The organism is Aporhodopirellula aestuarii (genome assembly GCF_023701485.1).
Lineage (GTDB): Bacteria > Planctomycetota > Planctomycetia > Pirellulales > Pirellulaceae > Rhodopirellula > Rhodopirellula aestuarii.
Genome location: NZ_JAMQBK010000057.1, coordinates 56,270 through 74,911, shown reverse-complemented (window position 1 = coordinate 74,911; position 18,642 = coordinate 56,270). Strand labels below are relative to the sequence as shown.

The window sequence follows — 18,642 nt, the reverse complement described above, 5'->3', positions numbered from 1 at the left end:
CGTTGGGTTGAGTGCGAATCAAGCAGTGTGCTAGTTGGAGATCGGCGTACCGATCCGCAGTGAACTGGCGGCTTCCTGGAATACCGAAGACGATGTCTCCGCGGAGTCCCAAAAAGCACGTTTGATGGTGCCGCCGTCGAGGGCCAATGGCCCCAGACCGAGTTCCACGAGGCGTCCCGAAAACACCTGATTGCGAAGCAGGTCTTTGTCTTCAAAACCGAGTTCGCAGGCGGCGGCTTCGAGATTCAAATTTTTTGCGTAGAGCTGAGTAACACGACTGATTGGTTCTTCATAATCGAGCAAGGCGTCACGTTGATTGGGTGACAGCTCTAATTCCCCAGCGACAGCACGCCACAAACGTTGCAAATAATTTTGCTTGGTTGACTCACGAGCTAGATCGAGTTCATTCTGCGGAGGAAACAATTCGTGCACTTTTCGTCGAGCCTGCGGGTTTTGCACGGCAGTTCCGTCGCGGACAAAGTCGGTAAAATCGAGCATGCCATGTTTATGGCAACTGATGCAGGAAAGTCCGTTTACGATCAGCGGGCTGCCGGAAATGTTCAGCGAATCCCAGACGATGTTCACAGGCCCTTCGTTGATCCGATTGCCTTTGCCGTCGACCAACATGTAAGCGTGCAATCCGTTGGGTAGATTGAAAATAATTTCGCCACCGGCGTGTTCAAAAGCTTCGTTGTCGAACTCGTTGTTCTCGAATTTGGGCCCCAACGGGAATCGAGCCAAATTGCCACGACCGGCGTTACGATCGAAGTCATAGCTGATCCAAAACGTCCCGTTGGTCGACGAATGGTATTCGATCAATCGGTTTTGTCCCGAAACCCCACTCTCGAACAAGCCTGCTCGGCGGGAAGTGTTCAGTCGAAAGTTTTTTTCGACATCGACACCCACTCGATCGAGCAAATCCGAAAGTTTCTCAGGGATGCCAGTCAGGATGTGATACAGAGGCGGGCGGGTCGCGTTGGCGACAAACCAATCCGCGCGGATGGAAGTGATGCCGTCAAAATTCGCTGAACCGTACAGTTCTTCAATCTTCTCATAGATCTCAAGCGCCTCGATACTCGACTGTGGCTTGAGACCAAACGGGTACCTCTCGAGCACCGCTTCCCAAGTACCAAACTCTTGCCACCCGTAGTGACGCAGATCAATGTTGTAAATCGTTTTGACATCATCAATCGGTGTCGGCGGTTTAATCGTCGCTTGATCCGACATGCTGTTGACCGCTTTGGATAACGCGGCACGATAGATCCGCAAGTCTCGCTCGGTAAACGATCGATTGTTGTGAATGTGCGTAAGCGTCAGGTAACGCTGAAATTTGCGTTCGTCTTTGCGGATGTCGAACAGGTGCCGTGCGATCTGCTTTAAGACATCGACATCGCCAATGAATTCGCGTGTCAGGTCTGTTTCCCAGGGTGCCCCGGCATCAATCCACTGACGAATCACTTGCTTGTCGCTGTCCCCGAGCGGTTTCTTCGGAGGCATGTGCTCGTCTTCGATCACGTTCCACAACAACGACGCTTCCGCATCCCCCGGTACAACATAGATATCGCGATCCCCTTCGGCGTCCGGACGCACATGCCCGACCAACGTCTCGCGATCGAGCACGTTCATCTTTTCGATCTTGTATTCCACGCCGTGGCAGCGATGGCAATTCTGACGCAGGATGTCTAACGCCGCTTTGGCGAGTTCTGCCGAATCGAGTGGCTTGGCGGCGGAATAGGACCGCTCGGCGGGAGCCGCGGATTTCTCCGCGTTCGATGACGAAGTGGCGTATTCGCTACCTTCTTGAGCCCAGCCAATAGGGGCCACCGAAGTGATCGTCAGCAGTGCGGCCCATACAGGTCGCAGTGTGCTACGGCGTAGAAGACAGCTCAATATTGGATTCATGGTCGTCGATGTTTTGACAGCAATTCACGAAAACGAGGAGTTTGCTCGCTCGACCGGGCCTACTCTCAGGATATATGGGGAACTGTCCCCTCGACCGGACAAAAAATCTCGCGGGGGGGCAAATATTCTTGAAAAGGCGTGCCTCTGGAGCAACTCACCCCCAAACAAGGGGCCTTCTAGTCTAGGTTAAATCGACCGGCCAACAAGCAATTTTCCGCAAAAGTTCAGCGTAGACGCAGCGACAATTCTACCGCCTGATTCGGCGTCAAACGCACCGAAAACCGACCGTCCCCCTCCACTTCAACCGGTTTCCCTTCACTCGTTGTCACCGACTCGATGCCACGGCGGACGCGTATATCGAGCACCTGGCGGACGGGCGAAACCAATTTCAGCTGGAGATTCGATCGCGGCAGATCCCAGTTGAGTGATTCGACCGTCGTTTGATTTCGGCAACGAACACCGCGGATTTCTCCGACCGCCAATGCCGGCGTTTCTTTTAAAGCCGGAATCAGCTCGATTACACCGTTTTGTGATTGAGTCGCAGGCTTGGAGTGGACGAGCATCTCTATCACGACGGCGGGCAAACTGTGCAGCATGTCGGCGTTGTAGATCCGCCCCGGGTTGTGATACGTGAACAGGCTCGGCGACAGGTAGCCTCGTGACAACATGAACCGCAAATTGCCTTCGACGAGATCCGCGTCCTTGAGTCGTGCCCCGATCAAGGCCATGTGGGCAAGACCGTGAGCCGAACCGTTCCCACGACCACGACGACGTGCCGCTTCGGTTGCGGCAGCGAACAACTCGGGAGTGTCATCGGGATCGATTTCGTGCCCAGGCCAAACCGGATAAAGATGCGAGACGTGACGATGGTCGTAGTTGTCTTCTAGATCGGGATGCGCCCACTCCTTCAACGCTCCATCTTCGTTGATCAAATAGTCGGGCATTTCTTCGAGCAGGCTCGTGTAGCGTTGGATTTCGTTGTCCGACAACTCGCCGATATCTTTGAATGCAATCAACTGCGTCAAAACTTCCTTGCAACACGCGATATCCATCGCCGCATTGATCGCCGCCGGCGACTTGCTGTTTCCCGGATGATTCTCCGGTGAATAGGATGGCACAAACATGCGGTCACCGATTTCGTCACGTTCTGTCAAATAGTCTTCGTAGAATAGTGCGACCTCTTTCATTAACGGCAGCAACCGTTCCTTCAAATAGACCTCGTCGCCGGTTGTTTCGTAGTGCTCGACCATCGGCAACAACATCCACTGGGCTCCCGAGAGCCAAAGATGTCCGGGAAAGGTGGGCGAGAAATGCGTATGCAGGTTGTGTCGCCCATCGGTCCGAGTGCCCGCAAGAATCCCCCGGCACCCGAACAGCTTTTTGGCGTTGGTCCGCCAATCGTCAACGACTCCCATGACCAGCCGATCGTAGCTAGCGATCGCTTCAGGAAGGGCCCCCAGATTAGCACCAGAGATTTGCAAATTGACGTTTGCATCGAGGGTGAAGTCTCCCGACCATTCCGGTCGCCAATCACCGTTCCAGACCCCCATTAAATTGGGCGGCCATTCACCGGAGGAGCAGATCAAAGTGTACCGCCCCATGTCGAACATTTTTTCGAGCAGAGCGGGCTGCATACTTTCGTTGGCAGTTTGCTTCTGAAGCTCGATGATGGCTTCGTTGCTCATTTCCTTCGATTGCGATTCCGCCAATCGGAACTCAACACGGTCGAACATTTCGCGATGAACCGCGGCGTGCCGTTCGAGCAACGCGTTGTAATCGGCATCGATCTTTGAAAGACGATGCTGCAACTGATCCATCGACTCATCGGAACCGTCATCGATCTCGACGGACTCAATGCCGATCAACAAAATCAACTCTTCGGCATCAAATTCGATGGACGTGCCGTCTGCCACACAGTTTCCATGAACAGGGACGACACGGGCGGCGACCATATAGCCTCGCGGCGATCGTTCGTATTTGCAGTGATAGGTACACCATTCGTCATCGGCCGCAATTTGAGGATCGTGATACCCACCGCCTTTTTGGTCGGTACGCTTGGACTTTGGCCGGGAGTCCTGATTCACCAAACGAATGTGCCCACTCACCCGCTCGCCATCTCCCCCGACAATTCGCATCACGATTACGCCATCGGGCCGAGATACGAATGTGTGTCGCTCGAAAAATTTGCCTGCGGATTTCCAATGAACGCCGACTTCACCCGAGCGGAAATCAACCGTGCGAATTGATGAAACGTGACCATCGACGTTTGCACTTTGGTCGATCGTTAACGCACAGGCGGGATGATACGGATCGGTCCATTGAATTCCGGGAAACCCCTTATCGAGAGCGGCTTGGTAAGAATGCGCGTACGCCTCTGCGTATTTTCCCTCTCGCATGAGACGACGCACTTCGGGAAGTGCCGACGCGATATCGGGCACGGGGCAGGGCGTGTCCAACAGAGGTTCGTAGAGCCGTTCGTGATTAAGAACGATTCGTTCATTGGCGGGATTACCGAACACCATCGCGCCAAGGGTGCCGTTGCCGGTTACGAACGCGTCTTGCCATTTCTTAGCGGGTTGCTCACTCCAACTGCCCCGCTCAGGAAGTGTGACGTCCAATCCCGCAACTTGAATGCTCTCGACCGCGGTTGTTTCCCCGGCTGAGACTCCAATGCACGCGACGATCGGCATCACGATGCTCACGAAAGAGAAACCAGGAACCAATGAACTCCATTTCAACTTTGACAACATGAACGCAAATTCCCCAGAATCTGTAGAGCAAAATGAAGTTGGTTTACTGAGTCATTTCAGCAAGTGCTTGGGCAGCAATTCGGCGGTATCGGGATCGATCAATCGGACTCAGGGGAGGCAGGTGCTGACGGCGGCGACTTTCAAACAGCAGCTCGTATAGTCCTGCGATCGAACGAGGCCGCTGCATGTCGCGAACCAATCCCGCACGGATGGACTCATCGCCCCAACGACTCGCCCCAACCCACTGCAAATCAAGTGGAGTCTGTAGAGTGAAATCAGCGTCCAGGTCGCCATACAGCAGATCACGATGAACGATCCCTTCGATGTTATCAATCCCACCAATCACGCCGAACCGATCGGGTACTACGGCGGCCTCGTCTGCGAGCACTTGCAACTCGTCCTCGTTCAATCCCGAGAGGTCTTCTTGTTCCTCGAATGCCTCAACAACTTGCGGTGGCGGATCGGTGTAAATCACCATCGGAACGTCACGGGCGACGCGGATGCGACGAACAACATCAATCAACTCAACCGCCGATGCATCCACGGGCTCGCGTTTGGTGAGTATCAATCGCAGATCCCCACCGAACGACGCGGTGACTTCGAGTTCGCGGACGGAAGTCACAAAACGCGGCTGTAATCCAGCCTGATTGAGCAGTGTCTCCAGCTCCGAGACGACCTCGGGACGATTCTCAAGCACGATCGCCGTTGCTCGATCGCCGAGAAGACTCATCTGCTCCCATCGATCTCGAACACGAGCGCTGCCGGCATAAGGATGGTTAGGACGCAGACGCGCAATCGCTGCAGCCGCTTCGTATCGCACGATCGCATTGGGATGGTCAAGGGCTTGGACAAGGGGAGAAACACGAATGCCGGTACCGAGCAACCAAGGTGCAGGCGAAACATCAGTGACCGGTTCGATCATTCGCAACCAACCCACCATGGCCGGCTCGTTTTCGGTTTCGCTTGCCAGCGTTAATGAACTTAGAACGAACTCGATTTCGGATAGGCTGGCTGAGGCCGCTAGTGCGGGTGCCAACTCATTGGCCCGAAACTGCTCGATCTGTTCCGGCGTCCCCCAATCAGGATTGGCTGCGACGTTGTAAGCCAGGATGGCTCCGAGTTGACGCGTGACACTCTCGGGGTCATCGTCGCCAACGGCGATCAACCGGGCGGCGGCGTCGGAAGCGTCTCGAAAAGTTAACGTCCAATCCGATATCCGCTGAGGCACGACGCCAGTTTGTTGGGCATTCATCACCCAGGTGGTCGTGCGACCAAAATCACGAAGGCTGCCGTTGGCGATGCGAGTCGCTTCGGCCAATTCGTCGCGAAGCTCCCTGATCACACGTTCTCGTGAAGGAACGCGATCACCAATCGCCGCGATCGCGCGTGCCGCGATACTCGCCGATCGATCCGTTTCGGCATCGGCCGCGTTTGGATTGTCGCCGCGTCGATACAACGCGGTCGCCAGATCAATCAGCAGCCTATGGTTTCCATTGAGGTTTTTGCCTGCTAATCGGACAAGGGCAGACAACGCACCAGCTCGCGACTGATCGGTGCCATACAATGCGATGCGGCGGAGGGCTGCCACACCCGATGGTTCATCGATGCGGATCATCGCCCGCAACCAGACATCCCGCTTGCCCAGATCATCGGCTGAAACAATCGACTGGACGAGAGCCGCCGTTGAGGCTTCGCCACCTTCGAACAGCGTACGAATCGCGGGCAGCGATTGGTCAGCGTTCGGCGACGTCAACGCGTCGATCGCTTTGGCGAGTCGGTCGGGCGATGTTAGACGCTGGCGGAGCAAGTCAAATAGCTCGTCCAAGGCCACGACCGCCTCGGGAGCCATCGCTGGATGGGTCACGATTCGCAGCCGTTCGGCCGCGGTAATTTGATTGGCGACAGCCTCCTTTTGCTGATCGTTGTACCGGCGTGAGGCCAGCGAACCGAGGAGTTCATTAACTCGCTCAAATTCCCCCATCCGCGTCAGCGCCGAGATTGCTTGCCCGAGGTCCGTGGGGCCACGCTGTGCCCGGAGCATCGTTTGCTCGACGGCCGGATCAGGAGGGTCAACCGTCAACTCATCGATCGTCTGCTGCAGCCCCTGGGCGGAGGCCGAAGTCGGGGCCCAAACGGGCAGGGTGAAAATCGCGAACAGGGCAATCGAGGTGAACCGGACGATGGGAGCACTCATAGCAGACGGTCATTGGGAGGAGCAATCAGAGGGCGGGCGCCAGCCGCATTCTAATCGGACGACCGCGTGCCGCGATTGCTTTTCACCCCTGATCTTGGCTAAGCAACTCGTCCACCGCCGCGAGCACCCGCTGAGCTTCGGTCTGTAGGGATTGCAACAGCGATGCGGATAAACCGGGATCCCCCAGACGCTGCTCTCGGCCGGCAGTTTCGATCGCTCCCGCGGCGGCCTGAAGATGTTTCGCACCGAGCAGACCACAGGCGCCTTTAAGCGTATGGGCGTTTCGGCGGGCCGAATTGTTGTCCCCGGACCCAAAATCAGCCTCCAATTGCTGAACCAAGGAGTGACATTCCTCGCGAAACACAGCCGCTAATCGCAACACGCCCGAAACACCACCGGGAATCCGAGAGCGGGCGGAATCGAGATCCAAGCAGCCCGCGTGCTCCTCGCTGAGAGCCAAAACGTTCGGCGTTCCCTTCGACCGAGAACGAGGAGTCGGAGCGGAGGCATCGACCGTGATTCTCGAGCTGTCATCAACGGTTTTCGAACCGCCTACCGTTTCCAAATCCCCCGCCGTAGCGCGGACGCGGCGATCCTTGCGGGGATGAATCACCGAGAGTGCTTGTTGCAGTTTGCGGCGGCGAATCGGTTTCGTGAGGTAATTATCCATCCCGGCTTCACGACACAATCTCGCATCCTCGGCCATCGCCGCAGCGGTCAGGGCGATGATCGGAATATGGCGGTCTGTCCCCATTTCATATTGACGTATCGCCAGGGTCGCCTCGAGCCCATCCATCACGGGCATGTGCATGTCCATCAACACGACATCGAAAGGTTCATTTCGCCATTTGGCAATCGTTTCCCGACCGTCGCTGGCGATGGAACACTCGTGGCCGAGCGATCGCAACAATCCGGCGATCACGTGCTGGTTCGTAACACCGTCTTCGGCAACCAAGACCCGCAATGGTTCCGACGCAACATATTCATCACCGCCCAAATCTTCTTCGAGATCATCATCATTGGGCTCCATATCGGCGACATCCGCAATCGGCAGATCCAACTCGAAATAGAACGTCGTGCCGACGCCAACCTCACTCTCCAACTGCAAAGTGCCACCCATCAATTCAACAAGCTGACGGCTGATGCTGAGCCCCAACCCTGTCCCACCGAACCGCCGAGTCATCGACGCATCGGCTTGCGTGAACGGAGCCAACACCGTCGCCTGCTGAGCCGGCGGAATTCCGATCCCGGTGTCGGTGATGCTGACGCGAAGCCTTGCTCTACCGGTTCCCTCATTGTCCGCCTCGGGTGTGCCCTCGGACGTCTCGTGAGACCGCTGAACGGAGACCGTGACGCCACCGCGATCGGTAAACTTGACCGCGTTGCCGATCAAGTTGATCAGAATTTGCCGAATCCGTCCGGGATCCCCGACGAAGTGTTGTGGCAAGTCTTCGTCATAGTCGAGTCGCAGTTGCAGGTTCTTTTTCGCAGCTTGGTAACGCAGCGTCGAAATCGCCGCCTGGATCTCATAACCGAGCGAAAAGACAACGGATTCGAGCTCGAGCTTGCGGGCTTCGATCTTGGAAAAATCGAGAATGTCGTTCAGCAGCCGCAGCAGAGATTCCGACGATCGGCGGATCGTGTCGACATACTCACCCTGAACATCGTCCAATGAGGTTTGCGCTAACAGGTCGGCCATTCCCACAAGTGCGTTCATGGGGGTGCGGATTTCATGACTCATGTTTGCTAAGAATTCGCTTTTGGCACGGTTTGCCGCGTCGGCCATCCGAACGGCTTCCTGCAGCGCCGCTTCGCTGCGTTTGAGCGCCGTGATGTCCCGCGAGATGCCGAATGTCCCGATGGGCTCGCCCGACTCATCGATGAGCGGCATTTTGGTGGTCATGCACCACGTGTCTTCTTGATCCCGCCACGTTTCTCGTTCGACTCGATCGACGAGCGGCACGCCCGTTTCGATCACGTTGAGTTCGTCTTGACGGGCCTGTTCGGCATGCTCTGGGGTAAAAATGTCGGCGTCCGTTTTGCCGATAATCTCGTCGACGTCTTGGTATCCGAATTTTTCCGCCATCGCTTGGCTGACCCGGATGAACCGACTTTGCAGATCCTTGAAATAGATGGAATCTGGAATGTTGTTGAGCAACGTATTCAGTAGCGATTGCTCGAACCGGCTGGTTTGCTCCGCCTGGACGCGGGCGGTGACGTCCCAGAACAAAACCTGAATCCCCAACAACTTCCCGTGGGCGTCATAGATGGGACTTTTGATCCGCTCGATCCAGCCGATACTGCCATCGGCGATCGTAGCCTGCTCCACCGCATGCTGCGCCTTGCCACTTTCGAGAACTTCCCGGTCATCGGCGGTGTACTGCTGTGCGATCTCTTCAGGGAACAGGTCGGCGTCGACTTTGCCCGCGACATCCTCCCAGCAAAGATGCCGCCATCGCAAATAGGCGTCATTGGCGAATACCCGGCGTCCATCACACGATTTAATCAATACGCTCAACGGCAAACTGTTCGCCAGGGCGCGGTACGTGGCCGAGGTTTGCAGCTCGCGTTCATGAGACGAAATTTGATATTCGGACATATTTCTCCACGCCGCTGGGGATCGTCGGTGCAATCGCAGACCGCCATGAGAACATGTCAGTCATCGTTGTCTAGGGTCGACAACGTTTCACCAGGGTGACCTGGTTGCCTTTCTCATTGTAGACCAATTCGTCAACGAAGCTGGCCATCAGAACCAGTCCCTGCCCGCGTGGTGCGTTTTCGTCCTCGGACATCGTTTTGGGATCCAGTTGCCCTTTTTGCGGAACGATCGACGTATCGAAACCGTTGCCCTGGTCTGCAATCACGATTCGCATCGCATCCGATGCCGCGATCGCTTGGACATGGATAGTCCGATCGCGGTAGGGAGACTGCCCCAACCGCTCCTGCATCGCGGGGCTAAACTTGCCGTCACGAGCCAACTCATGGTGACTGGGGCATTGGTCCGGCGTCAGCTCCAAATTGCCGTACAACATCGCGTTGGCCAACGCGTGTTCGACTGCCACACCGAGCCGAACCATGTCGATACTCGGCAGGAGTTCCATGCCTGAACTGACCTGCATCAGCAACCCGACCAGCGGATTGATCAGCAAAGGATCATTGGGCAGCTCGAATTCAAAAACGTTCTTCGTCAGGGTCGAGATGAGCTTGGCGTAACTCGCGTCGGTCCGAATCACGCCGAGGACGTCGATAATCGTGTTGTTGAGCAATTCGCTCATTCGATTTTTGGGGACGTAACCGGCCGCCCCAAGCTGCAAGGCTTCCGCGGCGAGTTCTTCGCTGCCGTGCCCGGTCACGAGGATGCTGGGGATATGGGAAAAATCGTCCCGCATCGTCTCCACCAGCTGGAGCCCGTTCATTTCAGGCATTTCGAGGTCCGTGACGACGATATCCATCGACTGACGACGAAGTTCATCGAGTCCCAAACGCCCATTGAGCGCATGCACCACATCATGCTCGGCCGCCTCAAGCAACATCGTGATTTGGGCGGCCTGGGTTGGACTGTCTTCTACCAGTAAGATCTTGGCCATGGTGTTCGTCCTTCGATGAGAAAAGGCAGTTTGGAACTGAGACAAGCTTTGCGAACGAACCAGGTTGGACAGCCTTCTTCGGTCCCGTTTTAGTCGGGTCGAAATCGGCCTACAACCGGTCAGACTTTCGCAATCCACCCCTTAAGGTAAGACAATATCGCATTAAACGCCTGTCGACCAGTAGACTAACTTGATCACCCCCTGCGGCATATTTCGCCGTTTTCGCCCCACCGACATTCCTGGACCATTTCCGTGACAATCTATTACGCAAACGGATCGCCAACGACTTCGCTCACCAACGATGACTTGCGGGAAGCCCTGAAAACGACGTTTGACGCGATTTCGCCGCCGAAGAAGGTGCTCCTGCTTCCCCCGGATCAAACCCGTCTGTTCAGCCGAGCTGGTGAACTCACCGTGCTCTCCCACGAATTACTGGGCGACCGAGTAACGGACATTATGCCCGCCTTAGGCACTCACTCGCCGATGACGCCGGCCCAGCTCGACCACATGTTTCCCGGTGTCCCGCACGAACTTTTCCGCCCTCACCGCTGGCGAGACGACGTCGTGCAATTGGGCGAGGTGCCCGCAGACTTTGTTTCCAACGCCACCAACGGCGTCTACACCAAGAGCTGGCCCGCCGAGGTCAACCGATTGCTGCGAGACGGCCAGCACGACCTGATCTTTTCAATCGGCCAAGTTGTGCCACACGAAGTCATTGGGATGGCCAACTACAACAAGAACGTCTTCGTCGGGACCGGCGGCGTTTCAGGGATCAACGAGAGTCATTACCTCAGCGCCATGGTCGGCATCGACCAAACACTGGGAATCGCCAACACGCCGCTGCGGCAGATTCTGAACTACGCCCAAGATCATTTCTGCCAGGACATGCCGCTGCTCTATGCCCTGACCGTGATCGAGCTGCTCAAGGACGGCACCAAGTTGACGCGTGGGCTGTACATCGGCGACGACCACGAGACGTTCTTCGCCGCCGCGGAACTGTCCCGCCAAGTCAACATCACCCACCTGCCGCGCGCCCCTAAGCACGTCGTCGCTTACCTCGACCCGAGCGAGTTCAAGAGCACGTGGCTGGGCAACAAAGCGATCTACCGAACCCGCAAAGCGATCGCGACCGGCGGACGCCTAACCGTACTCGGACCTGCGGTGGAGGAATTCGGTGAAGACAAACGGATCGATCAACTGATTCGCAAATACGGCTATCGCACCAAGAACGAAGTGATGCAGTTGGTCGAAGAGCACGAGGACCTCGCCGCCGACCCTTCTGCCGCCGCTCACCTCGTCCACGGTTCTCCCGAAAATCGCTTCGATGTTGTCTACGCCGCTGGCAAACTGACAGACGAAGAAATCCGGTCGGTTGGCTTCATCCCGGGTGATTTGAATGCTCTGCTGAAACGCTACGATATCAACACACTCCAAGACGGTTTTCATGAGGACGTCGACGGGACGGAGTTCTACTTCGTGCAAAATCCTGCACTCGGTCTGTGGGAAGCTCCCCTGGATTGAACTCGCCCCAACTGACTACTGATCCTTAATCGATTCCATGGCAAATCCCTCCCCCTCGACGCCCAACGAACCATTGAACTCGGAGACACCTTCTCAATCGCCCGCCCCCACGACGGCCCCGTCTGGATCGACGCCTCGGCACGTTGCAATCATCATGGACGGAAACGGCCGCTGGGCTCAGAGCCGTGGATTGCCGCGAATCGAAGGACACCGGCGCGGCGTCGCAACCGTTCGCCGGACGACCGAATTGGCCTCACGGCTAAAACTCGAGGCGCTCACGCTGTATTGCCTGTCGAGCGAAAACTGGAAGCGGCCGAAGACGGAACTCGATTTCCTGATGCACTTGCTGCGTCAGTATTTGATCGAGGAACGCCGCACTTTGCTCGAACAAAATTTGCGTTTGCGGTTCATCGGTCGGGTCGACCGGCTCGACGCCAAGGTTCTCCGCGAAGTCGAACGAACACAAAAACTTTGCCGCGACAACACGGGCACCGAACTGGTACTGGCCGTTGACTATGGCGGACGCGACGAACTCGCCCGAGCCGCTCGCAAATTAGCGCACGAAGCAATCGCTGGAAATTTGGATCCTGAATCAATCGATGAACAGGCCATTGCCGCCAAACTCGACACCGACGGCTTGGCCGAAGTCGACTTGATGATCCGCACCGGCGGAGACATGCGAATCAGCAATTTCCTGCTTTGGCAAATCAGCTACGCCGAACTCTGGTTCACGCAGAAATGTTGGCCAGAATTCGAGGACGAAGACTTCCACGAAGCGTTGGCGGACTTTGGGGAACGCACCCGCCGGTTTGGCGGCCTGGTATCGTCCTAACAGACACCGCGATTACCCGATCGTCCCGCTCGCCTTCTCCTCAGCGGCGCTCGGCCGGAGATAGTCCGGAACGAGATCGATTGCCGAAGTCGTTTCACCTCGACGCAGCATCTCGGCGCCGATGCGTCCGACACCGACCGCCCAAATTTCGCCGTCACCACGCCACTGCTGCGGAGCGAATGCGAGCTTCGTGCGATCAAATACCGATCGGTCGCCCATTAAAATGACATTTTTTTCTGGCGATTCCTGCGGCCTGTCGTCGCACGACTCGGCAGCATTCTCGTTGTCCTGGATCGATCGATTGAGCTCCGATTTCCATTGGTCTGCCGAAATGAGATCAATTTCCGGTGCCCCTTCGACGGAAAACCAACCGCGATAAACCTGCCCACGATAGGCCGACAATCCGACCAGCACTTGCTGGCGAACGGCGGTCGCGTGATCGGGAGCGGCCAAATCCGGACGCACCAACGCCGCGATCGCGGTCAGTGAATTCACCGCCACGACCGGGATTTGAAGCGCATAGGCCAGCGTTTTGGCGGTTGTGACGGCGATCCTCAGCCCGGTAAATGATCCAGGGCCGACCGCCACCGAGATACCCGCGAGCGCATCGAGTGCACCACCAGGTAGAAATTCTTTTGCCAAACTCGCAATCTGTGGAGCCAATCCCGCGGCCGCCCGCGCCCCCGAATCGAGTGATCGGGCAGCAATCACATCGCGACCGTTCATTAGCGCAACCGATCCCTCACGGCCAATCACCTCAATGGCGAGCGACGCGGCCGCGAACGGTCGATCCGGTGAGTCAGAGAATTCCTGCTGCATAGGTTGTTGCACAAAATTCATAAACGCTACAATCCGACGCCACCGCTTGCGATAATGTTTCGACCGGCGGCGGCCCGATGCCTACGATGGTGACGGGAGTGGTGTGTTTTTTCAGGTCCGAGTTTTACCAGGTTTTCGAGATATTTCGTGAAGCGAGCGTTGATTAGCGACATCCACGGTAACCTCGAGGCCTTGCAGGCCGTGATGGCTGATATCGATGCGATTGGCGTCGATGAGATCTATTGCCTGGGCGACATCATCGGCTATGGCCCCAATCCGTGCGAGTGCCTCGACCTTGTTATGAGGCGATGCAAACAAACGATTTTGGGAAATCACGACCAAGCCGCGTTGTTTGACCCCGACGGGTTCAACCCGATGGCCCTCCGTGCGATCTACTGGACTCGCGATCAACTCGACGCCGGCAATGGCAGCCAATCCCAAGTCAACGCACGCTGGGACTTCCTGGGCGAGCTGCCGCGATTCCTCAACGAGGAACCCTACCGGTTCGTGCACGGATCGCCACGGGATCCGACCAACGAATACGTGTTCCCTGAATACGTTTACGACACCCGCAAAATGGAAATTTTGTTCGGCAAGATTGACCAATACTGCTTCATGGGGCACACGCATTTGCCCGGTGTTTTCACCACGACCTGTGAATTCATTTCGCCTGAAGAATGCGACAACACCTATTCACTGGGCTCAGCAAAACTGCTGATCAACGTCGGAAGTGTCGGGCAACCACGGGACGAAAACAATCGCTCCTGCTACGTGATCCTCGACACCGACGCGAATACGATCACGTACCGCCGGGTTGAGTACGATATCGAGGCGACTGCAACTAAGATTTACAACGAACCCGATCTCGACAATGCGCTCGGGGATCGACTCAAACGAGGACATTGATCGGGTGACGCGTACTGCAATTTTGAGTGACATTCACGGCAATCTCTCCGCCCTGACCTCCGTCCTAGAAGACATCGACTCACAAAAAGTCGATCGCATCGTTTGCTTGGGCGACGTGGTGGGCTACGGCCCTGAACCATGCGCCTGCCTGGACAAGGTGATGGAGTTCGACTTCTGCGTGCTCGGTAACCACGACAGCAGTTCGCTGTTCGACCCCGAAGGCTTCAACGTTGCCGCCGAACAAGCGATCTTCTGGACCCGCAGTCAGCTCGAGAAAATCGGCGACGATCCCGAAGCTAGCCGCCGCAGGATCGATTACCTGTGCGAACTGCCACGCACCGTCCGCGAGAATGACTGGCTGTTCGTTCACGGATCGCCACGCGGCCCCACAAACGAATACGTCTTCCCCGAGGACACGCAGAACTCCAAGAAAATGGAGAAACTGTTTTCGCTCGTGCCACGCCTCTGCTTCCAGGGACACACTCACGTCCCCGGCGTGTTTACCGCTGACCATCGCTTCATCCGCCCCGCCGAAACCGGAACCGGATATTCGCTCGGCGACCCCAACGCAAAACTGATGATCAACGTCGGCAGCGTCGGACAACCTCGCGATGGTGACCCGCGAAGCTGCTACGTGATCGTTGAACCGGGCATACTCGAGTTCCGCCGCATCGAATACGACATCGAACGCACCGTCAAAGCGATCGAAGAAGAAAGCGATCTTGATAACTTCTTAGGCTATCGCCTCCGCGAAGGTCGCTAAACCGACGGCCTGTTTTTCGCCGCCGCGTTTCCTAGTGCTTGATCAGCATTGAAAGTGGTGGTGAGACCGGCCCGCTCGCGCCGTTCCACTAAGACTTTGAGCGGCAGGACGCGAGCCCTCTGGATCAGGCAACCCTCAAGTTCCGGTTGGACAAAGCACCAGTGCCGGCAGCACGATTGCTCCCCCACGCGGTAGCGATCCCCAAAAATCACCATCGCAATCGGCGAAGTCGTGCCGCTCCACCTCCGCCCCGTGAAGGCAGCGGAGATCCCGTACGGGTGAGGAACCTTCGGCAATGCCTGCTCTACGCGACCACTTCGAACGCGGCCTTCAAGAGATCGGCTTGCTCGAGCTTATGCGCCGCCATACTGCCGGTGCTCGGGCTCGCCGATTCCGAACGCGTGGATTTGGACAGACTGAATCGCTTAGTCAGTTCGTCGCCAAACTTGAACTTCATGTACGGCCAGGCGCCCATGTTCTCGGGTTCGTCTTGGACCCAGCGGATTTCGGTGCCGTCGGGCAAGCCTTCGAGCGACGCCATCAGCTCTTCGATCGCTAACGGATAAAGCTGCTCGACACGCATGATCGGCACGCCTTCGATTTCGCGCTGCGTGCGTTCTTGCAGCAAGTCGTAATAGATCTTGCCGGTACACAACAGCAACAGCTTCGCACTCTCCAGCGGCACTTTGCGGTCCGGCAGAATTTTGTGGAAACTGCCGTTAGCGACAATGTCGAGTGGACTGGTCACTTCCGGGTGACGCAACAGACTTTTCGGGGTCAGCACGATCAACGGCTTCCGCCATTTACGGATCACCTGCCGGCGGAGCAGGTGAAAATACTGCGACGGTGTGGTCGGCTGGCAAACTTGGATGTTGTGTTCGGCCGACATGGCGAGCCAACGCTCGATTCGCGCACTACAGTGCTCCGGACCTTGCCCCTCAAAACCGTGAGGCAGCAACATGACCAAACCAGACAAACGATCCCATTTGTCTTCGGCACTCGCGATGAACTGGTCAACGATCACCTGAGCGACGTTCCAGAAGTCACCGAACTGGGCTTCCCAGACGCACAATCCGGTCGGGCAATCGAGCGAATAGCCGTACTCAAAACCGAGTACACCGGCTTCACTCAGCGGGCTGTTGTAGAGCTCCAACCGAGCCCGGTTTTTGCTGATGTGTTCCAGTGGCGTGTACGTGCTGCCGTCGCGGGTGTCGTGCAAGACCGCATGTCGGTGACTGAACGTCCCCCGCTGGCAATCCTGGCCGGTCATCCGAATCGGGTGCCCCTGCTCGAGCAACGATGCAAACGCGGCTAGCTCTGCCGCCGCCCAATCCAAGGGGCGTTCGCCCGCCGCCATTTCGCGACGCTGGGCCATCGGCCGCTTGAGCTTTTTGTGCGCCGAGAACCCTTCGGGCAAACGTGTCAACGCGTCAAGCCAACGGCTGAGATCCTGGATGTCGACCGTCGTGTCGATCGATTCATCGGGCTCGGGGCCGCCGAAATATTCGCTCCAATTGGCCGCGAGCGTTTGCGTGTCAGGAACAAACGACTCGTTCTTACTGGCTTCGAACTCACGCTCCAGCTTTTCGGTTCGCTCCTTGCTGATCTCTTCGGCTTCGTCTTCGGTGATCTTGCCGAGCTTGAGCAATCGGTTGAGATACTGCTGTCGGACGCCGGGCCGTCGATCGATTTCGGTGTACATGCGAGGCTGGGTGAAACGCGGCTCGTCACCTTCGTTGTGCCCCCAACGCCGGTACGCGTACAGGTCAATCACCACATCACGCTGGAACTCCTTACGGAAATCCATCGCCAGCGAGACGACTTGGGCGACTGCCTCGGGGTCTTCGCCGTTGACGTGGAAAATCGGAATTTGCAGCATCTTGGCGATATCGGTCGCGTAAGTCGTGCTGCGTCCATCGCTCGGTTCGGTCGTGAACCCCACCTGATTGTTGATCACCACGTGCAACGTCCCGCCGGTTCGATAACCCGGCAACTGACTGAGGTTGAGCGTTTCTTGAACGATGCCTTCGCCGGCAAACGCCGCGTCACCGTGGACGAGAATCGTCATTACTTCTTTGCGAGCAGCATCACCCCGATTGTCCTGTTTGCAGCGACAACGCCCTTGAGCCACCGTATTGACGAACTCGAGGTGACTCGGGTTAAAGCACAACGAAATGTGCAGCGTGTCACCCGACGCCGTCCGCCAATCGCTGCTGTAGCCGAGGTGGTAACGGACGTCACCACCGCCCCGGCTGAGCTCGGGCGTGGGGTCGTCGAAGGACCAGAAGATGTTCATCGCTCGTTTTTTGAGGATGTTGGCCATCACGTTGAGGCGACCGCGGTGAGCCATGCCCATCACGACTTCCTGAACCTTGTGCTGGCCAGCCTTCTCGAGCGCCAAATCGAGGAGCGGGATGAGACTCTCGGCGCCCTCGAGCGAGAACGTTTTGGCACCGACGAATTTCCTTCGCACGAACTCTTCGAAAATACTGGCGTCGGCCAACCGGGTGTAAATCCGGCGTTGTTTTTCGTACGACAGGTCGAGGCGGTTTTCCGTCGTCTCCATTCGACGCTGCAACCAATCGCGAATATTGCGATTGTCGATGTGCATGAACTGTGCACCGATGCTACGGCAATACGTCTGCTGCAGCTTTTTCAAAATCACGTCGAGCGTGCTGCCGGTGACGTTCTCGAGAATACTGCTATCGAACGGCCGAGCCAAATCCTGGTCACTCAACCCATGGCTCTGGGGCGACAGTTCAGGGCAACCGTTTTCAAACAAACCGAGCGGATCGAGCTTGGCGACCAAGTGACCGCGGACTCGATATTCGCGGACGAGTTGGTCGATGCGATCCTGGATTCGGGCCAACCACAACGCCTGGTCGACGTGCTGATTGCCGGTCGATCCCGCCTGCACCTCACCGTTGGTTTCGGATTCATCGCCTGAACCACCCGATGGCGCCCCGGCGGACGACGACCGCGAGCTGCCTCCGATCGGACCGGCTGATCGGGTGCGAGACGTTCCCGCACCCGCAGGTACCGGTGCGTTCTGCACCTGTGCCCCCGCTCCGACTAGAAACTGCTCGAAATACTGACGCCAAGTTTCGGAAACGCTCGACGGATCACGCACATATTGCACGTACAAATCGTCGATGTAATCCAACGAATAACTATTCATGAGCGAGGGCGGCGGTTGAACCGGATGACGGCAACGCCGAGTTGGCTTCGAAGGGAGAGAGGTTTAGCTTTAAAAGGCAAGAAAACTTAGAAAGCGACTGATCATAGGACGTCAGGTGCGTTTCAGGATAGGACGCACAGCAAATCACGTTTGGCGGATGCAAAACATCCTCGGCAGCTACAAAACTGCA

The 18,642-nt window shown here is 56.9% G+C and carries 11 protein-coding genes; 4 read left to right on the top strand and 7 right to left on the bottom strand.

The window, feature by feature from the left end; translation table 11 throughout:
* Positions 1-30: 30 nt before the first annotated feature.
* The 5 genes from NB063_RS20015 to NB063_RS19995 all read right to left on the bottom strand — a co-directional run bounded on the left by NB063_RS20015 (position 31) and on the right by NB063_RS19995 (position 10,433).
* On the bottom strand, positions 31-1,902 hold the full coding sequence (locus NB063_RS20015; RefSeq protein ID WP_250930539.1) for a c-type cytochrome domain-containing protein: 1,872 nt from the start codon (positions 1,900-1,902) through the stop codon (positions 31-33).
* A 224-nt stretch (positions 1,903-2,126) separates the two neighbouring features.
* Positions 2,127-4,652, bottom strand: a complete 2,526-nt coding sequence (locus tag NB063_RS20010; RefSeq protein WP_250930538.1) for a glycosyl hydrolase family 95 catalytic domain-containing protein — start codon at positions 4,650-4,652, stop codon at positions 2,127-2,129.
* 43 nt (positions 4,653-4,695) lie between these two features.
* The gene (locus tag NB063_RS20005) at positions 4,696-6,846 is read right to left on the bottom strand and encodes a hypothetical protein (protein WP_250930537.1); all 2,151 of its coding nucleotides are present in this window, start codon (positions 6,844-6,846) and stop codon (positions 4,696-4,698) included.
* Between the two features lie 82 nt (positions 6,847-6,928).
* A complete protein-coding gene (locus tag NB063_RS20000; RefSeq protein ID WP_250930536.1) occupies positions 6,929-9,445 on the bottom strand; it encodes a PAS domain-containing hybrid sensor histidine kinase/response regulator in 2,517 nt (838 codons plus the stop codon).
* Positions 9,446-9,515: 70 nt separating this feature from the next.
* Positions 9,516-10,433, bottom strand: a complete 918-nt coding sequence (locus NB063_RS19995) for an ATP-binding response regulator (RefSeq protein WP_250930535.1) — start codon at positions 10,431-10,433, stop codon at positions 9,516-9,518.
* Positions 10,434-10,685: 252 nt separating this feature from the next.
* Here NB063_RS19995 and NB063_RS19990 point away from each other — a divergent pair, with 252 nt between their 5' ends.
* The gene (locus NB063_RS19990; RefSeq protein WP_250930534.1) at positions 10,686-11,954 is read left to right on the top strand and encodes a lactate racemase domain-containing protein; all 1,269 of its coding nucleotides are present in this window, start codon (positions 10,686-10,688) and stop codon (positions 11,952-11,954) included.
* Between the two features lie 37 nt (positions 11,955-11,991).
* Positions 11,992-12,786, top strand: coding sequence for a polyprenyl diphosphate synthase (uppS, locus tag NB063_RS19985; RefSeq protein WP_261367481.1), 795 nt, complete (start codon positions 11,992-11,994; stop codon positions 12,784-12,786).
* Positions 12,787-12,798: 12 nt separating this feature from the next.
* Here the strand turns inward: uppS and tsaB are convergent, their stop codons facing one another.
* Positions 12,799-13,605 (bottom strand): tRNA (adenosine(37)-N6)-threonylcarbamoyltransferase complex dimerization subunit type 1 TsaB, encoded by an 807-nt coding sequence (tsaB, locus tag NB063_RS19980; RefSeq protein ID WP_250930533.1) that lies wholly within the window; start codon positions 13,603-13,605, stop codon positions 12,799-12,801.
* A 147-nt stretch (positions 13,606-13,752) separates the two neighbouring features.
* On the opposite strand from tsaB, the gene NB063_RS19975 reads away from it, so the two are divergent.
* Positions 13,753-14,511, top strand: a complete 759-nt coding sequence (locus NB063_RS19975) for a metallophosphoesterase family protein (protein ID WP_250930532.1) — start codon at positions 13,753-13,755, stop codon at positions 14,509-14,511.
* A 4-nt stretch (positions 14,512-14,515) separates the two neighbouring features.
* Entirely contained in the window at positions 14,516-15,274 is a 759-nt protein-coding gene (locus NB063_RS19970; protein WP_250930531.1) for a metallophosphoesterase family protein, read from the top strand.
* 304 nt (positions 15,275-15,578) lie between these two features.
* On the opposite strand, the gene NB063_RS19965 is transcribed toward NB063_RS19970, so the two are convergent.
* Positions 15,579-18,452, bottom strand: a complete 2,874-nt coding sequence (locus NB063_RS19965) for a 2-oxoglutarate dehydrogenase E1 component (protein WP_250930530.1) — start codon at positions 18,450-18,452, stop codon at positions 15,579-15,581.
* Between the last annotated feature and the right edge of the window lie 190 nt (positions 18,453-18,642).

Coding starts and splice junctions, on each gene's coding strand:
- NB063_RS20015 (WP_250930539.1), bottom strand. CDS start 1,902: ATGAATCCAATATTGAGCTGTCTTCTACGCCGTAGCACACTGCGACCT.
- NB063_RS20010 (WP_250930538.1), bottom strand. CDS start 4,652: ATGTTGTCAAAGTTGAAATGGAGTTCATTGGTTCCTGGTTTCTCTTTC.
- NB063_RS20005 (WP_250930537.1), bottom strand. CDS start 6,846: ATGAGTGCTCCCATCGTCCGGTTCACCTCGATTGCCCTGTTCGCGATT.
- NB063_RS20000 (WP_250930536.1), bottom strand. CDS start 9,445: ATGTCCGAATATCAAATTTCGTCTCATGAACGCGAGCTGCAAACCTCG.
- NB063_RS19995 (WP_250930535.1), bottom strand. CDS start 10,433: ATGGCCAAGATCTTACTGGTAGAAGACAGTCCAACCCAGGCCGCCCAA.
- uppS (WP_261367481.1), top strand. CDS start 11,992: ATGGCAAATCCCTCCCCCTCGACGCCCAACGAACCATTGAACTCGGAG.
- tsaB (WP_250930533.1), bottom strand. CDS start 13,605: ATGCAGCAGGAATTCTCTGACTCACCGGATCGACCGTTCGCGGCCGCG.
- NB063_RS19965 (WP_250930530.1), bottom strand. CDS start 18,452: ATGAATAGTTATTCGTTGGATTACATCGACGATTTGTACGTGCAATAT.